At 59.5% G+C, this 16,028-nt stretch carries 11 protein-coding genes and 4 pseudogenes; 13 read left to right on the forward strand and 2 right to left on the reverse strand.

The genetic code is table 11. The features are described from left to right. The first annotated feature begins 201 nt into the window (after positions 1-201). The 5 genes and pseudogenes from nifV (at position 202) to ABIG06_RS16875 (ending at position 5,973) form a co-directional block, all read left to right on the forward strand. Positions 202-1,408 (forward strand): annotated as a pseudogene (nifV, locus tag ABIG06_RS16855) (homocitrate synthase). A 475-nt stretch (positions 1,409-1,883) separates the two neighbouring features. Continuing rightward, positions 1,884-2,225 (forward strand): nitrogenase stabilizing/protective protein NifW, encoded by a 342-nt coding sequence (gene nifW, locus ABIG06_RS16860; protein ID WP_124163612.1) that lies wholly within the window; start codon positions 1,884-1,886, stop codon positions 2,223-2,225. Positions 2,226-3,209: 984 nt separating this feature from the next. Further along, entirely contained in the window at positions 3,210-4,319 is a 1,110-nt protein-coding gene (locus ABIG06_RS16865) for an electron transfer flavoprotein subunit alpha/FixB family protein (RefSeq protein WP_074448543.1), read from the forward strand. A gap of 11 nt (positions 4,320-4,330) precedes the next feature. Then, entirely contained in the window at positions 4,331-5,638 is a 1,308-nt protein-coding gene (locus ABIG06_RS16870; RefSeq protein WP_036014868.1) for an FAD-dependent oxidoreductase, read from the forward strand. Positions 5,639-5,676: 38 nt separating this feature from the next. Beyond that, entirely contained in the window at positions 5,677-5,973 is a 297-nt protein-coding gene (locus ABIG06_RS16875; protein WP_036014950.1) for a ferredoxin family protein, read from the forward strand. A gap of 238 nt (positions 5,974-6,211) precedes the next feature. On the opposite strand, the pseudogene ABIG06_RS16880 reads toward ABIG06_RS16875, so the two are convergent. Together ABIG06_RS16880 and ABIG06_RS16885 are read right to left on the reverse strand one after the other, a co-directional pair. Continuing rightward, a pseudogene (locus tag ABIG06_RS16880) lies at positions 6,212-6,696 on the reverse strand (carboxymuconolactone decarboxylase family protein). Positions 6,697-6,702: 6 nt separating this feature from the next. Then, a complete protein-coding gene (locus ABIG06_RS16885; protein ID WP_124163613.1) occupies positions 6,703-7,257 on the reverse strand; it encodes a peroxiredoxin in 555 nt (184 codons plus the stop codon). A gap of 158 nt (positions 7,258-7,415) precedes the next feature. On the opposite strand from ABIG06_RS16885, the gene tnpA reads away from it, so the two are divergent. The 8 genes and pseudogenes from tnpA (at position 7,416) to ABIG06_RS16925 (ending at position 15,317) form a co-directional block, all read left to right on the forward strand. Further along, positions 7,416-7,817, forward strand: a complete 402-nt coding sequence (gene tnpA / locus ABIG06_RS16890) for an IS66-like element accessory protein TnpA (protein WP_124163614.1) — start codon at positions 7,416-7,418, stop codon at positions 7,815-7,817. Next, on the forward strand, positions 7,814-8,161 hold the full coding sequence (gene tnpB / locus ABIG06_RS16895) for an IS66 family insertion sequence element accessory protein TnpB (protein WP_027520144.1): 348 nt from the start codon (positions 7,814-7,816) through the stop codon (positions 8,159-8,161). The genes tnpA and tnpB overlap by 4 nt, the downstream gene beginning before the upstream one ends. A gap of 93 nt (positions 8,162-8,254) precedes the next feature. Further along, positions 8,255-9,010, forward strand: a pseudogene (gene tnpC / locus ABIG06_RS16900) (IS66 family transposase); the annotation flags it as partial. A 201-nt stretch (positions 9,011-9,211) separates the two neighbouring features. Then, a complete protein-coding gene (locus ABIG06_RS16905; RefSeq protein WP_256436599.1) occupies positions 9,212-9,346 on the forward strand; it encodes a hypothetical protein in 135 nt (44 codons plus the stop codon). 214 nt (positions 9,347-9,560) lie between these two features. Then, a complete protein-coding gene (ltrA, locus tag ABIG06_RS16910; protein WP_370137868.1) occupies positions 9,561-10,814 on the forward strand; it encodes a group II intron reverse transcriptase/maturase in 1,254 nt (417 codons plus the stop codon). 546 nt (positions 10,815-11,360) lie between these two features. Beyond that, a complete protein-coding gene (ltrA, locus tag ABIG06_RS16915; protein ID WP_370137870.1) occupies positions 11,361-12,662 on the forward strand; it encodes a group II intron reverse transcriptase/maturase in 1,302 nt (433 codons plus the stop codon). A gap of 151 nt (positions 12,663-12,813) precedes the next feature. Continuing rightward, positions 12,814-13,680: pseudogene (gene tnpC / locus ABIG06_RS16920) on the forward strand (IS66 family transposase); the annotation flags it as partial. A gap of 161 nt (positions 13,681-13,841) precedes the next feature. Next, positions 13,842-15,317 carry an IS4 family transposase gene (locus tag ABIG06_RS16925; RefSeq protein WP_124163619.1) on the forward strand — a complete coding sequence of 492 codons (1,476 nt, stop codon included), beginning with the start codon at positions 13,842-13,844 and terminating at the stop codon, positions 15,315-15,317. Positions 15,318-16,028: the final 711 nt, after the last annotated feature.

Raw genomic sequence — 16,028 nt, forward strand, 5'->3', positions numbered from 1 at the left:
CAAGTGCTCCGCAACAATCTCACATCCTGGCGAGCCGCAATTGCTAACGTTCCAACAGGCAATGCGTCCGCGTCATGACCTGTCGCATTTGCGACAATCATTTGCTCAAGAAGGTCGAGGGCGGAAGCGGTAGAGTCGTCAATGGGTTGGCCGGGACGGCAGGCTGGCATGCTGGTTGCTGAAGCGTAGGTAGGTCAAAGAATGAGGAGCTCTCGCGTGATCGCCGCCAGCACCGCCGCCAAATCGTCTTGGTCCGACCAGGTGCGCGCGAGGCCCACCGTGCTCAACGACACGACATTGCGCGACGGCGAGCAGGCACCTGGCGTTGCGTTCACCACAGAGGAGAAGCTGGGGATCGCGCAGGCGCTGGCGCGGGCCGGAGTCACGGAGATCGAGGCGGGAACGCCGGCGATGGGCAACGAGGAGATCGCCGCCATCCGCGCCATTGTCGAAGCAGATCCTCCGCTGACCACCATAGGCTGGTGCCGGATGCGGGAATCTGATGTCGACGCGGCGATCGAAGCAAAGGTGTCCATGATCAACATGTCGATCCCGACCTCCGATGTCCAGATCGCGGCCAAGCTAGGTGGTCATCGCGACATGGCGCTAGAACGGGTGAAGCGAGTGGTAGGCTATGCCTGTGAGCGCGGACTTGAGATCGCCGTCGGTGGTGAGGACTCCTCCCGCGCCGACATTGATTTTCTCATTAGACTGATGGCGACTGCAAAAGCCGCGGGCGCGCGTCGCTTTCGTATTGCAGATACGCTCAGTATGCTCGATCCCGACGCAACCTACGCGCTGGTCGGAAATTTGCGTGCGACTACTGATCTCGAACTCGAATTTCACGGTCACGATGATCTAGGACTCGCAACCGCGAACACGCTCTCCGCCATCAGGGCTGGCGCGAGCCACGCCTCAGTGACCGTCATCGGGCTGGGCGAGCGGGCCGGAAATGCACCGCTCGAGGAAATCGCGGTCGCACTCAAGCAGCTCTACGGGCGCGAGACCGGCATCATACTCCCGGAGCTCGAGAACGTCGCCACGGTGGTAGCAGCCGCGGCCGCACGTGCGATTCCTATGAACAAGGCGATCGTCGGACAGCATGTATTTACGCACGAATCCGGGATTCATGTCGCTGGCCTTTTGAAGGATCAGTGCACCTATCAATCGCTTGATCCCGCTTTGCTTGGCCGCTGCAACCGCTTTGTGTTCGGCAAGCATTCCGGACTTGCGGCGATCACCGCGTTACTCGATGAACTGCAGCTCGTCGCCAGCGACGATCAAGCCAGGCAGATCCTGTCGCAAGTCCGCAAATATGCCATCGAGCACAAGCTGCCGGTCGAGCGCGAAACCGTGGCGGCGATTCTGGCGCGACGTGTGCGGATGCTTGGCAACCTACCCCGCGTGAAAAGCCGTGTCCAGCAACGTTTGCGTCGACTCTTCGCAAACCGACGCGCTGCAAGGACAGTGTCCGATGTCGCTGATGGCGCGAGCGGCGTCCAGCTTTCGCACGTCAGATCCCCTTGCGCGATCTCACCTCCAGATCTTACTTCCCGTTCCGCCATACAAGCTGTGATCTCCTACCCAACGACGCGCCGTCCCCGGACCGCCAATCGGCATCTTCTCGCGCGGCTGATTTGCAGTCCGACGACCTCCTGACGAGCGTCAACCTAGATCGTGGTTTGGCCATTGATCCCGGATCTTCATCGGGACTGGCTTCGTCACCGGCGGACCTGCCGATCTGGGCAGCGAAGTTGAGACCGCCGCTTTCGGGACTCAGGCTGTGGCGATGCGGACCAGCTGTGCGAGGCAGGACGGCAGAAGTCAACAGGCGCCACCCCATCTCATTGACCGTCCAGAGCTAAGCCGAAGGAGAATTTTCGATGATCAGCTCACCCACGCCAGCCGGTATCCTGGATCGGCTCAGCAAGGCCTCGTCGGCAGAGGATTTTTTCTCGCTGCTTGGCGTCGATTACGACCCCAAGATCGTAAATGTCGCACGCCTTCACATCTTAAAGCGCATGGGACAATATTTTACCGAAGAGCAATTTACTGGCGCCGAAGAGCCGGAAATCAGAGCGAGGTGCAAGGCGATGCTGGAGCAAGCCTATGCAGATTTTGTGGCATCGTCACCGATCGATCAGCGAGTGTTCAAGGTTTTGAAGGATGCCGTCGCGGACCGTAAGAAGGCCGGGGCCTTTGTCCCGTTGAGCGAGTTGAAGTGATTTAGCGTTTCACTGTAAAGCGAATTACGACCGGCCGGCGCCGAGGCAATCCGATATTGGGGCCATCTCTTTGTGCTCAAGTATCTGCAGCCATCACCGGAGCGGCGGCTGTCGTATTCCCGACCCATGTCTGGACTGGTCGTGTCGACGGTATCAGGGGTTGTTTGAATTGTGTCGCAGGCCATTACTTCCGACTGGCTTTCAATGGTCTTTGCAACTGGTACGACACTTGCTGTTGTCCTGCCAGCGGTGCCGACAGATGGCAGTCGACCGCGATGAGTTTGAAGGAGGACCTATGATGCTGTTTTTACTACCTGCTGAGACCTGCGCTACCATTTCGAGGCGCATAATCGCGTTAGCTCCCCTCGAAACCGGTTTTGACGCGATCAAAGCTCCGTAACGTCGGTGAGATGCTGGTCAATGGATAAGTCTTCGCTTCGCGTTACTCCTGCACTCCGTATGCACAACATCATCTGCATCAAATCGGTCGCCGATCCCGCTCAGATTTGTGCCCATCTCATGGCGGATGGGAACGGTGCCACGAAGAGCGCCAGGTTCGGCCCATACGGAGTGCTTTCGTTTGATGGCCGGGATGGATTGCGTGACAGAAGTGTTGCCAGGATCGCCCTCGTTTGCACCGCCAATGTGGAGTCGTTGGGCCGAACTGGGTCGCAGGTACTGCGCAGCGTACGAACTCGCCCACTCAGGCGCCGAAGCGATCGGTTAGAATCACCACAGCGCCCTGGCGAGCCGCGGTGGCGCTCGTCGAACCCGACGGGTAACGGTCGAGTTTGGAAGACCTCTGCAAATCCAGTCGGACGGGTGCGTCTATTGCGACGACCTGTGTTGTTGTGTGGCCGGTCCGAACACGCAGGCGGGGCAGAGCAGCCAGCCACTTGCTAACCGAAAGTGATCTTCAGTTGACGAAGCGAAAAAGCAACCCGTGGCGCCGGCGCCCCTATCGTTGAGGAGGAATTTGAAACTATGAGCAACGTCAGCAGAACGGCCATGCCAGCGGCTGCCGGCCGCGCAGCAGCCAAAAAAGAGCTGCCGGAGCGCTTTAAGTCGTACAAGCACGTCTGGGTCTTCGTCGAGCTTGAGCGTGGTCAGGTGCATCCCGTTTCCTGGGAGCTTATGGGTGCAGGGCGCGGCCTTGCCGACAGGCTAAAAGTGAATCTTGCCGCTGTGGTTATCGGTCCGGAGGGGCAGCACACACGTAACGCCGCGCTTGAAGCCTTTTGCTATGGCGCCGATCTGGCCTATCTCGTGAGCGACAATGTTTTGTCGGATTACCGTAACGAATCCTATACCAAGGCGCTAACCGAACTCGTCAACACGTACAAGCCCGAGATCCTGCTGTTGGGTGCGACGACGCTCGGTCGCGATCTCGCAGGTTCTGTGGCCACGACCCTGTCGACGGGGCTCACTGCCGACTGCACCGCGCTGGACGTGGACGCCGATGGTTCGCTTGCGGCGACGCGTCCGACCTTTGGCGGCTCGCTGCTCTGCACGATCTACACGCTAAATTATCGTCCGCAGATGGCCACCGTCCGCCCGCGGGTCATGCCGATGCCTGAGCGTGTCGACCGCGATGCCGCTCGTATCGTCGTTCATCCGCTCGGCCTTTTCGAAGACGATATCGTCACAAAAGTATTGTCATTTCTGCCCGACCGCGATGCACAAACGTCCAATCTGGCCTATGCCGATGTCGTGGTTGCGGGCGGCCTAGGGCTAGGATCGCCTGAGAACTTTCGGTTGGTGCGCGAGCTCGCAAATCTGCTTGGCGCCGAATATGGCTGCTCGCGTCCTCTCGTGCAAAAAGGGTGGGTTACGTCTGACCGGCAGATCGGCCAGACAGGCAAAACCATCCGGCCGAAGCTCTATATTGCCGCGGGCATTTCCGGTGCGATCCAGCACCGGGTTGGCGTCGAGGGCGCGGATCTGATCGTCGCTATCAATACTGACAAGAACGCTCCGATCTTCGACTTCGCCCATCTCGCGATCGTCAGTGATGCCATTCAATTGCTACCTACGCTGACGGCTGCATTCCGCGCGCGGCTTTTGCCAGAGTCGCGCGCCCGGATCGCGGTCTAGAGGAGATGAGGATGATTGAAGAGAAATTCGATGCGATCGTGGTCGGAGCCGGTATGGCCGGAAATGCGGCGGCATTGACGATGGCCAAACGCGGCATGAAGGTGCTGCAGCTCGAGCGGGGCGAATATCCCGGATCGAAGAATGTGCAGGGCGCCATCCTATATGCCGATATGATGGAAAAGCTGATCCCCGAGTTTCGAGAGGAGGCGCCGCTCGAACGCCACCTGATCGAACAGCGGTTCTGGATGATGGACGACCGCTCCCATGTCGGCATGCACTACCGTTCGGAGGACTTCAACGAGGAGCGGCCGAACCGCTATACGATCATACGCGCTCAGTTTGACAAATGGTTTTCTTCCAAGGTGCGTGAAGCTGGTGCGATCGTGCTGTGCGAGACCACCGTCACCGAGCTCGTACGGGACGATCGTGAAAGGATCGTCGGTGTTCGTACAGATCGCAGAGACGGCGAAATACATGCCGACGTCGTCGTCCTGGCCGAAGGGGTCAATGGCCTGCTCGGCACACGTGCAGGCCTACGCGCGCGCCCGACAGCCGACAACGTTGCGCTCGCGGTTAAGGAAATGCATTTCCTGCCTCGCGAGACTATCGAGGCGCGCTTCAATCTCAGGGGCGATGAAGGCGTCGTGATCGAGGCGGCCGGCACCATTTCTCGTGGCATGACCGGGATGGGTTTCATCTACGCCAATAAAGAGTGCATTTCGCTTGGCATCGGTTGTCTTGTCGCCGACTTCCAGCGCACTGGCCAAACGCCGTACGGACTGCTCGATCAATTCAAGAGGCATCCCTCTGTGGCGCCCCTGTTAGCAGGGTCCGAAGTCAAGGAATATTCGGCGCATCTCATCCCCGAAGGCGGTTACAAGTCGATCCCGCAGCTTTTTGGGGAAGGCTGGGTCGTAGTGGGCGATGCAGCCCAACTAAACAATGCCATTCATCGTGAGGGCTCCAATCTCGCGATGACCTCCGGCCGTATCGCCGCGGAAGCGATCGGTCTGGTTAAATCACGCGGCGAACCGATGAGTGCAACAAATCTGTCAATTTACAAGAAGATGCTGGACGATTCGTTCGTCATCAAAGATCTGAAGAAGTACAAGGATTTGCCGCCCCTAATGCATACTCACTCCCAGAACTTCTTTCTCACCTATCCGCAGCTCATCTCCAAGGCGATGCAGAACTTTGTGCGCGTCGATGGTACGCCCAAGGCTGAAAAGGAGAAAGCTAGCCTGAAATCCTTTGTCAAGGCGCGGTCATGGTCAGGTCTGTTTGGGGATGCTTGTCGTCTTGCGCGGGCCTGGCGCTGACCGCAACAGTGTGAAGTCCAACAATGGAAGGCTAAAGCATGAGTTCCGAACCCGCGGTGCGCGTCGAAGACAAGCTGTATTACAACCGCTATCTTGTCGACGTCGGAAACCCTCACGTCAAGGTCCGTGCGCACACAACGCCATCGCCGCAGCTACTTTCACTTTTGAAAGTCTGCCCCGCGCGGTGCTACGAGCTCAACGACGGCGGCCAGGTCGAGGTAGCGGTGGACGGCTGCATCGAGTGCGGTACCTGTCGCGTTATCGCTGAGCCGACCGGGGACATCCAATGGAGCCATCCGCGCGGCGGGTATGGTGTGCTGTTCAAGTTTGGGTGATGGTGAACGAAGGCCGCCGGGCGACCGAGGCGAGGCGTGGGAACTCATCCTATCCGTGGCGCATTGCGTGTCATATGCGGGACGGCGGGAATTCGACCACGACGCTCTTCATGAGGACGCTGCGCAACATGACTTGCCGACGTGACCCGTCGTGCAGCTCGTACGAGAGCCGCAAAGGCCTCGTTGTGGTGCCACTGCGTGGCGCCCCAACTGCGTTGATCGAATGGCAGAGTAGAAATCAGCCTCTCGCCTGAGCGGGGGCGGACCCAGCGGCCTCGATAGCGACCGCCACTGACTGCGTGATCGCAGCAAAACGCACGGCGGTGTGTATCTCTCTGGAATCAACGCCCGCGGCCCTCAGTGTCTTCTCATGGGCATCAATGCAGACACCGCAACCATTTATGACGGAGACAGCAAGCGACCACAGCTCGAAATCTGTCTTGTCCACCCCGTGATTGCCGATCACGTCCATACGTAGCCGTGGCGGCATCGCCTTGTATTCCGGGTCGGAAACAAGGTGAGCGAAGCGGTAGTAGACGTTGTTCATCGCCTCCACAGTGGCGGCGGCTTTCGCTGCGGCGATCTCTACAGAGGTCATCACGGCGCCAGCAGCAGCCCGTATTTTCTCTGCAGCGAAAACGTCTCATCGGTCACCACGGAGATCACGTTAAGCCGGACATCCTTCGCGAAATCGGGAATCCTTATTTGTTCGATCCACGACATGCTGGCTCAAGCAACTTTCAAGGTTTCGCCGCCGATTTCGCGGTTGCAGGGACAGAGCTCGCCGGTTTGCAGCGCGTCCAGAACGCGGAGCGTGTCCTTAGGACTGCGCCCCACACTGAGATTGGTCGCATAAACGTGCTGGATCGTATTTTGGGGGTCAACAATGAAGGTGCAACGATAGGCGACCCCTTCGGGTGAACGCACGCCAAGGCCATCGACGAGCGTTCCCTTTGTATCGGCAAACTGCCAGATTGGTAGATTGTGCAGGTCGACATGCGAACGCCGCCAAGCAAGCTTGCAGAACTCGTTGTCAGTCGAACCACCCAGTACAACCGCATCCCGGTCAGCGAATTCCTTGGAAAGGCTGGCAAATTCAGCGATCTCTGTCGGACAGACGAATGTAAAGTCCTTGGGGTAAAAGAAGATGATCTTCCATTTGTCCGAAAAGCTCGTTTCGGTCAGCGTCTCAAATGCACTCTGCCCCTCTTCTTCGTGCGCTTGAAAACCGGGCTTCACGCCTGTGATGTCGAATGGCGGCAACTGACTTCCAATTCCGAGCATGCTGTCCTCACAAACTTCGTTTTGTAGATCGTGACCTCACTGGTGGAGCAAACTATATGCCACCCGTTCTTAGGTAAGCCTCCGGTGGAGGCCGCCTTCCCGGATCGGGTTCGAGCGTGAGATGGTTTGCTCATTAATTGGCAAGCAAATGAGCAAACGTGACGACGGTTACGGTTCTGTCCGGTCCAGAGCGGCGACGGCGGTGGACGAGTGCCGAGAAGCTTCGGATCGTGGAGGAAAGTCTGGCGCCTGGGGCCAGTGTTGTCGAGGTTGCTCGGCGACATGACGTTCACCGCAATCTGGTTACGGCTTGGCGGCGGCAGGCTCGCAGGGGCGTCCTCGCTTGCGGGCCTGAGCCGATGCCGCGACAGGATGGCGAAGTCGGTTTTGCGGCAGTCTCCATTGCGCCAGACCTGCAACCGTTGACGGCGCCCTCCGGAAGCTGCGGTGCGATCGAGATTGAGTTCGCGGCCGGGGCTCGGATGCGGATCACGGGCGCGGTTGACGCGGCGACGCTGAGCGCAGTCGTGGCGGCGCTGACTGATGGACGGCCACGATGATCCCGTTGCCTGCCGGCGTGCGGGTATGGCTCGCGACCGGCCATACCGACATGCGGAAGGGCTTTCCGTCGCTTGCGTTGCAGGTTCAGGAGATCCTGCATCGCGACCCGCTTGGCGGCCACCTGTTTTGCTTCCGCGGTCGCCGGGGCAATCTTTTGAAGGTCATCTGGCATGACGGCCAGGGCGCCTGTCTGTTCACGAAGCGCCTGGAGCGAGGGCGCTTCATCTGGCCGAGCCCGGCGGAAGGTGTGGTGACGATCTCGTCGGCGCAGCTCGGCTATCTCTTGTCCGGGATCGACTGGCGGCACCCACAAGAGACGTGGCGGCCGACATCGGTGGGATGAGGCTTTGGGCTTGCGGATCGTGATGGATGTGATTCCATCATCATCGTGACCACATTTGAATCGCTCCCCACCGATCTTGCCGCCGCGCATGCGATGATCCTCGCGGAGCGCGCCGCGCGTCTTCAAGCGGAAGCGGTCGCGGCGAGCGCCAAAGCGGAAGCTGCCGACGCGAAGGCGGCCGAGGCCCTGATCAGTTATCTCAAGCTCGAGATCGAGAAGCTGCGTCGCCAGATTTATGGCAGCCGCTCGGAGCGCAAGGCACGGCTCCTAGAGCAGATGGAGCTTGAGCTCGAAGAATTGGAAGCCACCGCAACCGAAGACGAACTGGCGGCCGAGAGGGCGGCGGCCAAGACACAGACCGTCAGATCTTTCGAGCGCAAGCGGCCGTCGCGCCAACCGTTCCCCGACCATTTGCCGCGCGAGCGTGTCGTAGTCGCCGCACCGCAGAGCTGCCCTTGCTGCGGCTCATCGAAGCTATCAAAGCTGGGCGAAGACATCACCGAGACGCTGGAGGTCGTTCCCCGGCAGTGGAAGGTGATCCAGACGGTTCGCGAGAAGTTCTCGTGCCGGAACTGCGAGACGATCACCCAGCCGCCAGCGCCCTTCCACGTGACGCCGCGCGGCTTTGCCGGGCCGAACCTGCTGGCAATGATCCTGTTCGAGAAGTTTGGCCAGCATCAGCCCTTGAACCGACAGAGCGAGCGCTACGCCCGGGAGGGTATCGTTCTGAGCCTGTCGACACTGGCTGACCAGGTCGGCGCCTGTGCGGCGGCCCTGCAGCCGCTTTATGGGCTGATCGAGCGTCACGTCCTCTCCGCCGAGCGACTGCATGGCGATGACAGTGTGCTGCAGAAGCACACGGAAAGGATGATCGAGATGATCTGAAAATCTGTGTGCACAAGCTGTGGCAGCGATGAGGGTAGGCCCCTCGGGATCGACTTTCAGGAGTAGGTCCCAAATCACTTCAAGCGGCTTCGCTTAAGAGGCGCGGTCGTGAGCGTTGAAGCCAACGGTCGGGAATACCCGAACGGATAGGCGTCCGAGAGACGAATGAAAATGAACCCGCCGATGAACCGTCGTAACGTGGAAATCGTCGTCAAAACCAGAGGTGTGTCGTCCCTCTGGGATGAGCCCGCCGGAAGCCTGATGACCGGGCGGGCGGCGACCGGCGTTGAGGGGGCGTGAATCGGATGCAGGCGCTGCCGCGGAACTGCAGGAACCAGTCGCTCCGATGGAAAGGGAGAAGCACAAGCGGAGAAGACCGCGAGGCGAGATTACCGACGCGGAGCACTGGGACGGACCGATCCGTATTAGCGACGAAGGCTCGTAATGGGGCCGGAGCAAAGGGATCGGATCAGGAGGGCTGGCCACCGTCGCAACTGACAACAGGAGGACGACGGTGAACCAGCCGAGCAAACCGTTCAACATCGACAAGAGAGAGGTGTACGAAGCATATCTGCAGGTGCGATCCAATGGTGGCGCAGCCGGTGTCGACGGAGTGACGATTGAGCAGTTCGAGTCCGACTTGAAGAGCAATCTCTACAAGATTTGGAATCGAATGAGCTCAGGCGCCTACTTCCCGCCGCCTGTTCGCGCCGTCTCCATTCCAAAGAAGAGTGGGGGCCAAAGGATCCTCGGGGTGCCCACTGTGGCAGACCGCGTGGCACAGACGGTTGTCAAACAACTAATTGAGCCGGCTCTCGACGCAATCTTTCTGGCGGATTCTTACGGCTACAGACCCGGTAAATCGGCTCTCGATGCCGTAGGCGTAACGCGACAGCGGTGCTGGAAGTACGATTGGGTTCTGGAGTTCGACATCAAGGGACTGTTCGATAATATCGACCACGAGCGTCTGCTGCGGGCCGTCCGGAAACATGTGACGTGCGCATGGGCGCTGCTCTACATTGAAAGATGGCTGACAGCGCCGATGGTGCAAGAGGATGGAACGATAATCGAGCGAAGCCGCGGTACCCCACAAGGGGGCGTGGTGAGCCCGATCCTCGCCAACCTCTTCATGCACTATGCATTTGATCTCTGGATGGCACGGATGTTCCCCGATCTCCGGTGGTGTCGGTATGCAGATGACGGGTTGGTACATTGTCGGAATGAGATGGAGGCGCAAAGCATTCGCGAAGCGCTCCAGGCTCGGCTGGCAGAGTGCTGCCTGGAACTGCATCCTACGAAGACGAGGATCGTCTACTGCAAGGACGACCGACGCCGGGGCAAGACTGAGACGGTCATGTTTGACTTTCTCGGTTATTGCTTCCGGCCGCGATCGGTCCTGCGGCCGCGTTCGCAGAGGATGTTCTGCGGGTTCACTCCGGCGGTCAGCAAACCAGCGCTGAATGCCATGCGAGCGACGATCCGAAGCTTGAAACTTCGCAAGCGAACCGAGGTGACTTTGGACGATATTGCCCGCGAGCTAAACCCGATGGTTAGGGGGTGGATCGCTTATTATGGGCAATATACGCGTTCGGCGCTCGATCCTTTGGCGCGCTACATCAACCAGACGTTGGCTATCTGGTTGAAGCGAAAGTACAAGCGCTTCCATCACCGCTTGGGACGCGCGCGTCTCTTCCTGGAGAAGATCGCGCGTGAGAACCGCAGGCTCTTTGTGCATTGGCAACTCGGCGATGGCGGCAAGCTTGCCTGATGGGAGCCGGGTGAGGCGAGAGTCTCACGCCCGGTTGTGTGTCCAGCGAAGGCTGGCATGTTCAGCAGGAGACAAACCTGCCGGGGTAGAAGTCAGAGCCCCGTAGTTTGGATAGCAGAGGTGATGGAAACTGAAACTCTGAAGCCTATCGACAAAGTCTCCCCAGGGGAGGCTACGAGTCATCGGGCCGTAATAAAAGTGAACGCGTTGTGGCCTCGAAAGTGAGTATCCCCGAGGGCCGAGCCTTCAACCGGAGGGCGAAGGCAGCATGAGCAACTGAAGACTGACCGATACGGATGTTCACCTCGGCGGGGTGGAAGCGACAGCACGGTGACAAGGACATGCTGAGCAACTGGAGAAGCCCTCCTCGTCCCGACGCGAAATCGTCGGAGCAAGGTAGGCCGTATAACCGGCGAAACCGGGAAGTCGGCCGAAGACGAGAGGGTGGCGGCCGGGTCCGGAGTAGCAATGAAGCGGAGTAATATCCGTGGAGCCAAGGGACCCTGCCATTTGCAATGTCTCCAACATAGGGAAGGCAAGGACGAGATGACAAAGGCGTCCATCGATTTGCAGGACCTGAGGCGGAGAATATACGTCAAGGCAAAGGCTGAACCGTCCTGGCGGTTCTGGGGACTATACGTCCACGTCTGCAAGATGGAGACCCTGCGCGCTGCGTATGAGATGGCCAAAGAGAACGATGGAGCACCGGGAATAGACGGCGTCACCTTCGAGGCCATTGAGACGCAAGGCGTGGAAGCTCTGCTCGAGCAGTTACGGGACGAACTGATCGGGCGCACCTACCAGCCACTTCCCGCGCGGAGGCAGGAGATACCGAAGGACGGGGGCAAAGTCCGTGTCCTCTCGATTCCGGCGATCCGCGACAGAGTGGTGCAAGGGGCGCTCAAGCTCATCCTCGAGCCTGTGTTCGAGGCTGACTTTCAACCGGGGTCGTATGGATATCGGCCCAAACGGACAGCACATGGCGCCATCAAGCGTGTGGCTGAAGCGATAGTCCAACGGAAGACGCGGATTCTCGACATTGACCTGCGGGCCTACTTTGACAATGTCCGGCATGACCGGCTGTTGGAGAAAGTGGCGCGGCGGGTTGATGACGCGCATATACTGCATCTCCTAAAGATGATGCTGAAAGCCTCAGGCAAGAAGGGCGTTCCGCAGGGCGGTGTGATCTCGCCTTTACTCAGTAATCTCTACCTCAATGAGGTGGACAGGATGCTGGAGCGAGCGCGGGAAGTCACCCGCAACGGCAAGTACACCTACGTCGAATACGCGCGATTCGCTGACGACCTGGTGGTCTTGATCGACGCCTACAAGCGTCATGACTGGCTGATTGGAGCCGTGACCAAACGACTCCGGGAGGAGTTCGCCAAGCTGCAGGTGGAAATCAATGATGAAAAGAGCCGCACAGTGGACCTTGAGCGCGGTGAGTACTTTGGGTTCCTGGGCTTTGAGTTCCGCTACTTCCGCGGACTAAGCGGAGCGATGCGGCCGCATTACACGCCCAAGCTCAAAAAGCGGACGGCACTGGTGCGGGCGCTCAAAGAGGTGTTCCGCCGACACCGGTCGCAACCGGTTGAACGAGTGATAAACTTGATCAATCCGATGCTCCGGGGGTGGGTGAACTACTTCGCGGTGGGGCATTCCAGCGAGTGCTTCAGCTTCATCAAAGACTGGGTGGAGAAGAAGGTCAGGCGCCATCTGGCGCATGCTCAGAAACGAAAGGGCTTCGGCTGGGAACGATGGAATAGGCGGTGGCTGTACGACACTCTCGGGCTGTTCAACGCCTACAGAGTGCGACGCGACGGGCCGAAAGTCGCCCCAGCAGGATAGGTCCCATAAGCGTTGGCGTGAAGCAAATGGGAGCGCGCAGTGCGGGAAATCCGCATGCTGCGTGCGACGTGGAGGGGACTGGAAACGTGGCACGGTCGAGAGGCCTGTCGGCGCGCCAGTCTTCGACCCTACCTGCGAGAGGCTGGAGGTGAAATCCCTCCGGCCTACTCACCCGACAGTGCCGATCCTGGCCAAGGGCCAGACGGTTAAGGGGCACATCTGGACCTACGTTCGCGACGATCGGCCATTCGGCGGACGGGCGCCCCCGGGTGCGCTCTATTACGCCTCGTGCGACCGACGGCAGGAGCATCCCACACGGCATCTTCAAAGCTTCTCCGGCATCCTGCAGGCCGACGCCTATAGCGGCTACAACGAACTGTATGACGCCTCGCGCGCGCAGGGGCCGATCACGTCCGCACTCTGTTGGGCCCACGCTAGGCGCCAGTTCTTCGAGCTGGCGGACATCGCGGCCAATGCGAGGCGAGACAAGAATGCCGCAGCGATCTCGCCGATTGCCCTGGAGGCGGTCAAGCGCATCGATGCGCTGTTCAATATTGAGCGCGGCATAAATGGCCAAAGCGCCGAAGAGCGTCTGCGCATGCGCAAGGAGCAAAGCGCTCCGCCTTTAACGGCATTGGAAGCATGGCTGCGCGAGCAGCGTGCCCGGCTGTCGAACTCGTCTGCAGTTGCCAAGCCAATCGACTACATGCTGCGCCGCTGGGATCGGTTCACCCGCTTCATTGATGACGGGCGGATCTGCCTGACAAACAATGCGGCGGAGCGCGCGCTGCGCGGCTTTGCCCTCGGCCGCAAGTCATGGCTCTTCGCCGGCTCCGAACGTGGTGCCGACCGCGCCGCCACCATGGCGACGCTAATCATGACGGCAAAGCTCAATGACGTCGATCCGCAAGCCTGGCTGGCGGACGTCTTGGCCCGCATCGCCGGCACCCCGCAAGGTCGGCTCAATGAGCTGCTGCCTTGGGAATGGAAGAACAGCCCTGTTCAGTCTGCGGCCTGATCGGGCCACCGCACCGCGGATCATCCCGCGGCCCTCACCGGCTTTCAATTACCCACAAATGCTTGATTCGATTGCGATAGTCCTAATCGAAAAATCTTGAATCGGATGAATCGCTTGTGATTCATTGTCGGGCACCTGAATCGCGACGGCGAGGTGCCTTGATGTGTTCAAGCGGAACGACGTGTCGTTGGTCGGCCGGCCCGGATGATGGTGATGAAAGTGCCGTCGAACATTGGACGGAGCGTGAGATCGACAAGACAGCGTTCAAGGATGCCCGTCTCGGTCAACGATTTAGCGAGCTGTTGAAGCAAATTGGTGACGGCATGGGCGGGAGCATACCGTTCGCGTGCCAGGACTGGGCGAACACGAAAGCGGCCTACCGCTTCTTCGCCAATGATCGCGTGGAGGAAGCCGACATCCTCAGCGGTCACTTCGCCGCCACCCGCGCGCGTTACGATGACTGTAGAGGCCCGATCCTCCTTATTCAGGACACTACGGAATTCTCCTACCAGCGCGCGAACACGAGCGCTATTGGCCTGACCAAGAGCGTCAACAGCGGCCGGGACAAGGACGGCCGTTGGCGCCATCACACGGTCTGTGGAATGCTGATGCATTCCAGTCTCGCCGTGACTGTCGAGGGCCTACCGCTGGGATTGGCGGCGGTGAAGTTCTGGACACGGAAAAAGTTCAAAGGCACGGCGCAGCTCAAGAAGAAGATCAACCCGACCCGCGTTCCGATTGAGAAGAAGGAAAGCGTTCGCTGGCTCGACAATCTCAGGCAGTCGATCGAGCGGCTCGGACAGCCGGCGCGTTGCATTCATATCGGCGACCGCGAAAGCGACATCTACGAATTATATTGCCTGACGCAAGAGCTTGGCGCCCACTTCCTTGTCCGCGCCTGCGTCGACCGGCTGGCAGGCGATGGCGGTCATACGATCGCAACCGAGATGGAAGAGACCAGCGTCAAAGGCTTGCATTACATCGACGTGCGCAACGACAAGGGAGAGGCGACGAAGGCCGCGCTGGAAATCAAGTTCAAGCGGATCGTGGTCTTACCGCCCATCGGGAAGCAGAAACGCTATCCGGCCCTCGACCTGACGATAATCCATGCCACCGAGCGCGGTACGCCAAAGGACCGTAAACCAATTGAGTGGAAGCTCATCACTGACCTAGCCGTCCGCAGTCGCTCCGAAGCAATCGAGAAGATCAACTGGTACGCCATGCGGTGGAAGATCGAGGTATTCCACAAGATCCTGAAATCGGGCTGCAAGGCGGAAGACTCAAAACTCCGGACCGCGGAGCGACTTGCCAATCTAATGGCGGTCTTCTGCATTCTCAGCTGGCGCGTCCTCTGGCTCACCATGCTCAATCGCATCGCCCCGGACGCGCCACCGAAGCTCGCACTGACGAATACCGAGATCGCATTGCTCGATCGACTCATCAGCGGCGCCAGCCATCGACGATGTCGCCCTGGAACCCTTGCATTTTATCTCACCAAGCTTGCACGATTGGGTGGCTACCTGGCCAGGGCGGGCGATCCGCCGCCTGGAAATGTTGTCATCTGGCGCGGCCTCTCAAGACTCACAGATATCGAACTTGGCGCCGAAATCGCAACGGCTGGAAATGTGGGTAATTGAAAGCCTCACCGGACGGTTACGTTCTTAGGTCTGGAATGGGCGCAACAAGACCAGCCCCGCGGCTTGGGTCCGGGCATGTTCGCGCGCTTGGTGCCTCGATCAGCACTAAGCTGACGGTCATCTGGAGCACCAATGCTCTCACAAGGCGTTGGAGCCAACTATAAAACACCGCCATACCCCAGCAGAGGAATGGCTAGGATTAGGGTGCCTTTGAGCTCGACGGCACGCGGGCGCTGGTCAGGGACTTGGCGGGAAGACGTCAGACCCGAACCGTAGCAGTCTCGTCATCGACCGGTAGGTACCGCAAAGCCAGCTACGGGCTTGATGTCGGCTTGCGCTATTTAGCGCGCGCAGCTGGTCGAACTGCGACGTCTCGCCGTTGAGGGTCCACAATCGGCGCGTTCGTAAGACATCAATGTGACGCAGGAGCGGACGCTAGAGCTAAGGCGGCTTCCGGAGATGGCAAAAATTCTGATGGACGGTTGCGGAGCCGACGTGCTCGGCAGCCCCACTGTCGCGTTCAGGTCGTCCGGTTGTAACCAAAGCACCGCAGCTCGGATGGGGCCCGGCTGCGCGCCACGATCAAGGCAGCAGCCTGCCAAGTCCGCGGTGAGGCTCGCCGGTCGGCCTTTTCCCGCGCGCTTCGCAATAAGATCGATCTCCTCGCGATCAGCAAATTCGCTAAAAGAACGAGAAACAGCTGGCCGGTCC

This window comes from Bradyrhizobium sp. USDA 326, from assembly GCF_049739485.1.
In the GTDB taxonomy this organism is placed as follows: Bacteria; Pseudomonadota; Alphaproteobacteria; order Rhizobiales; family Xanthobacteraceae; genus Bradyrhizobium.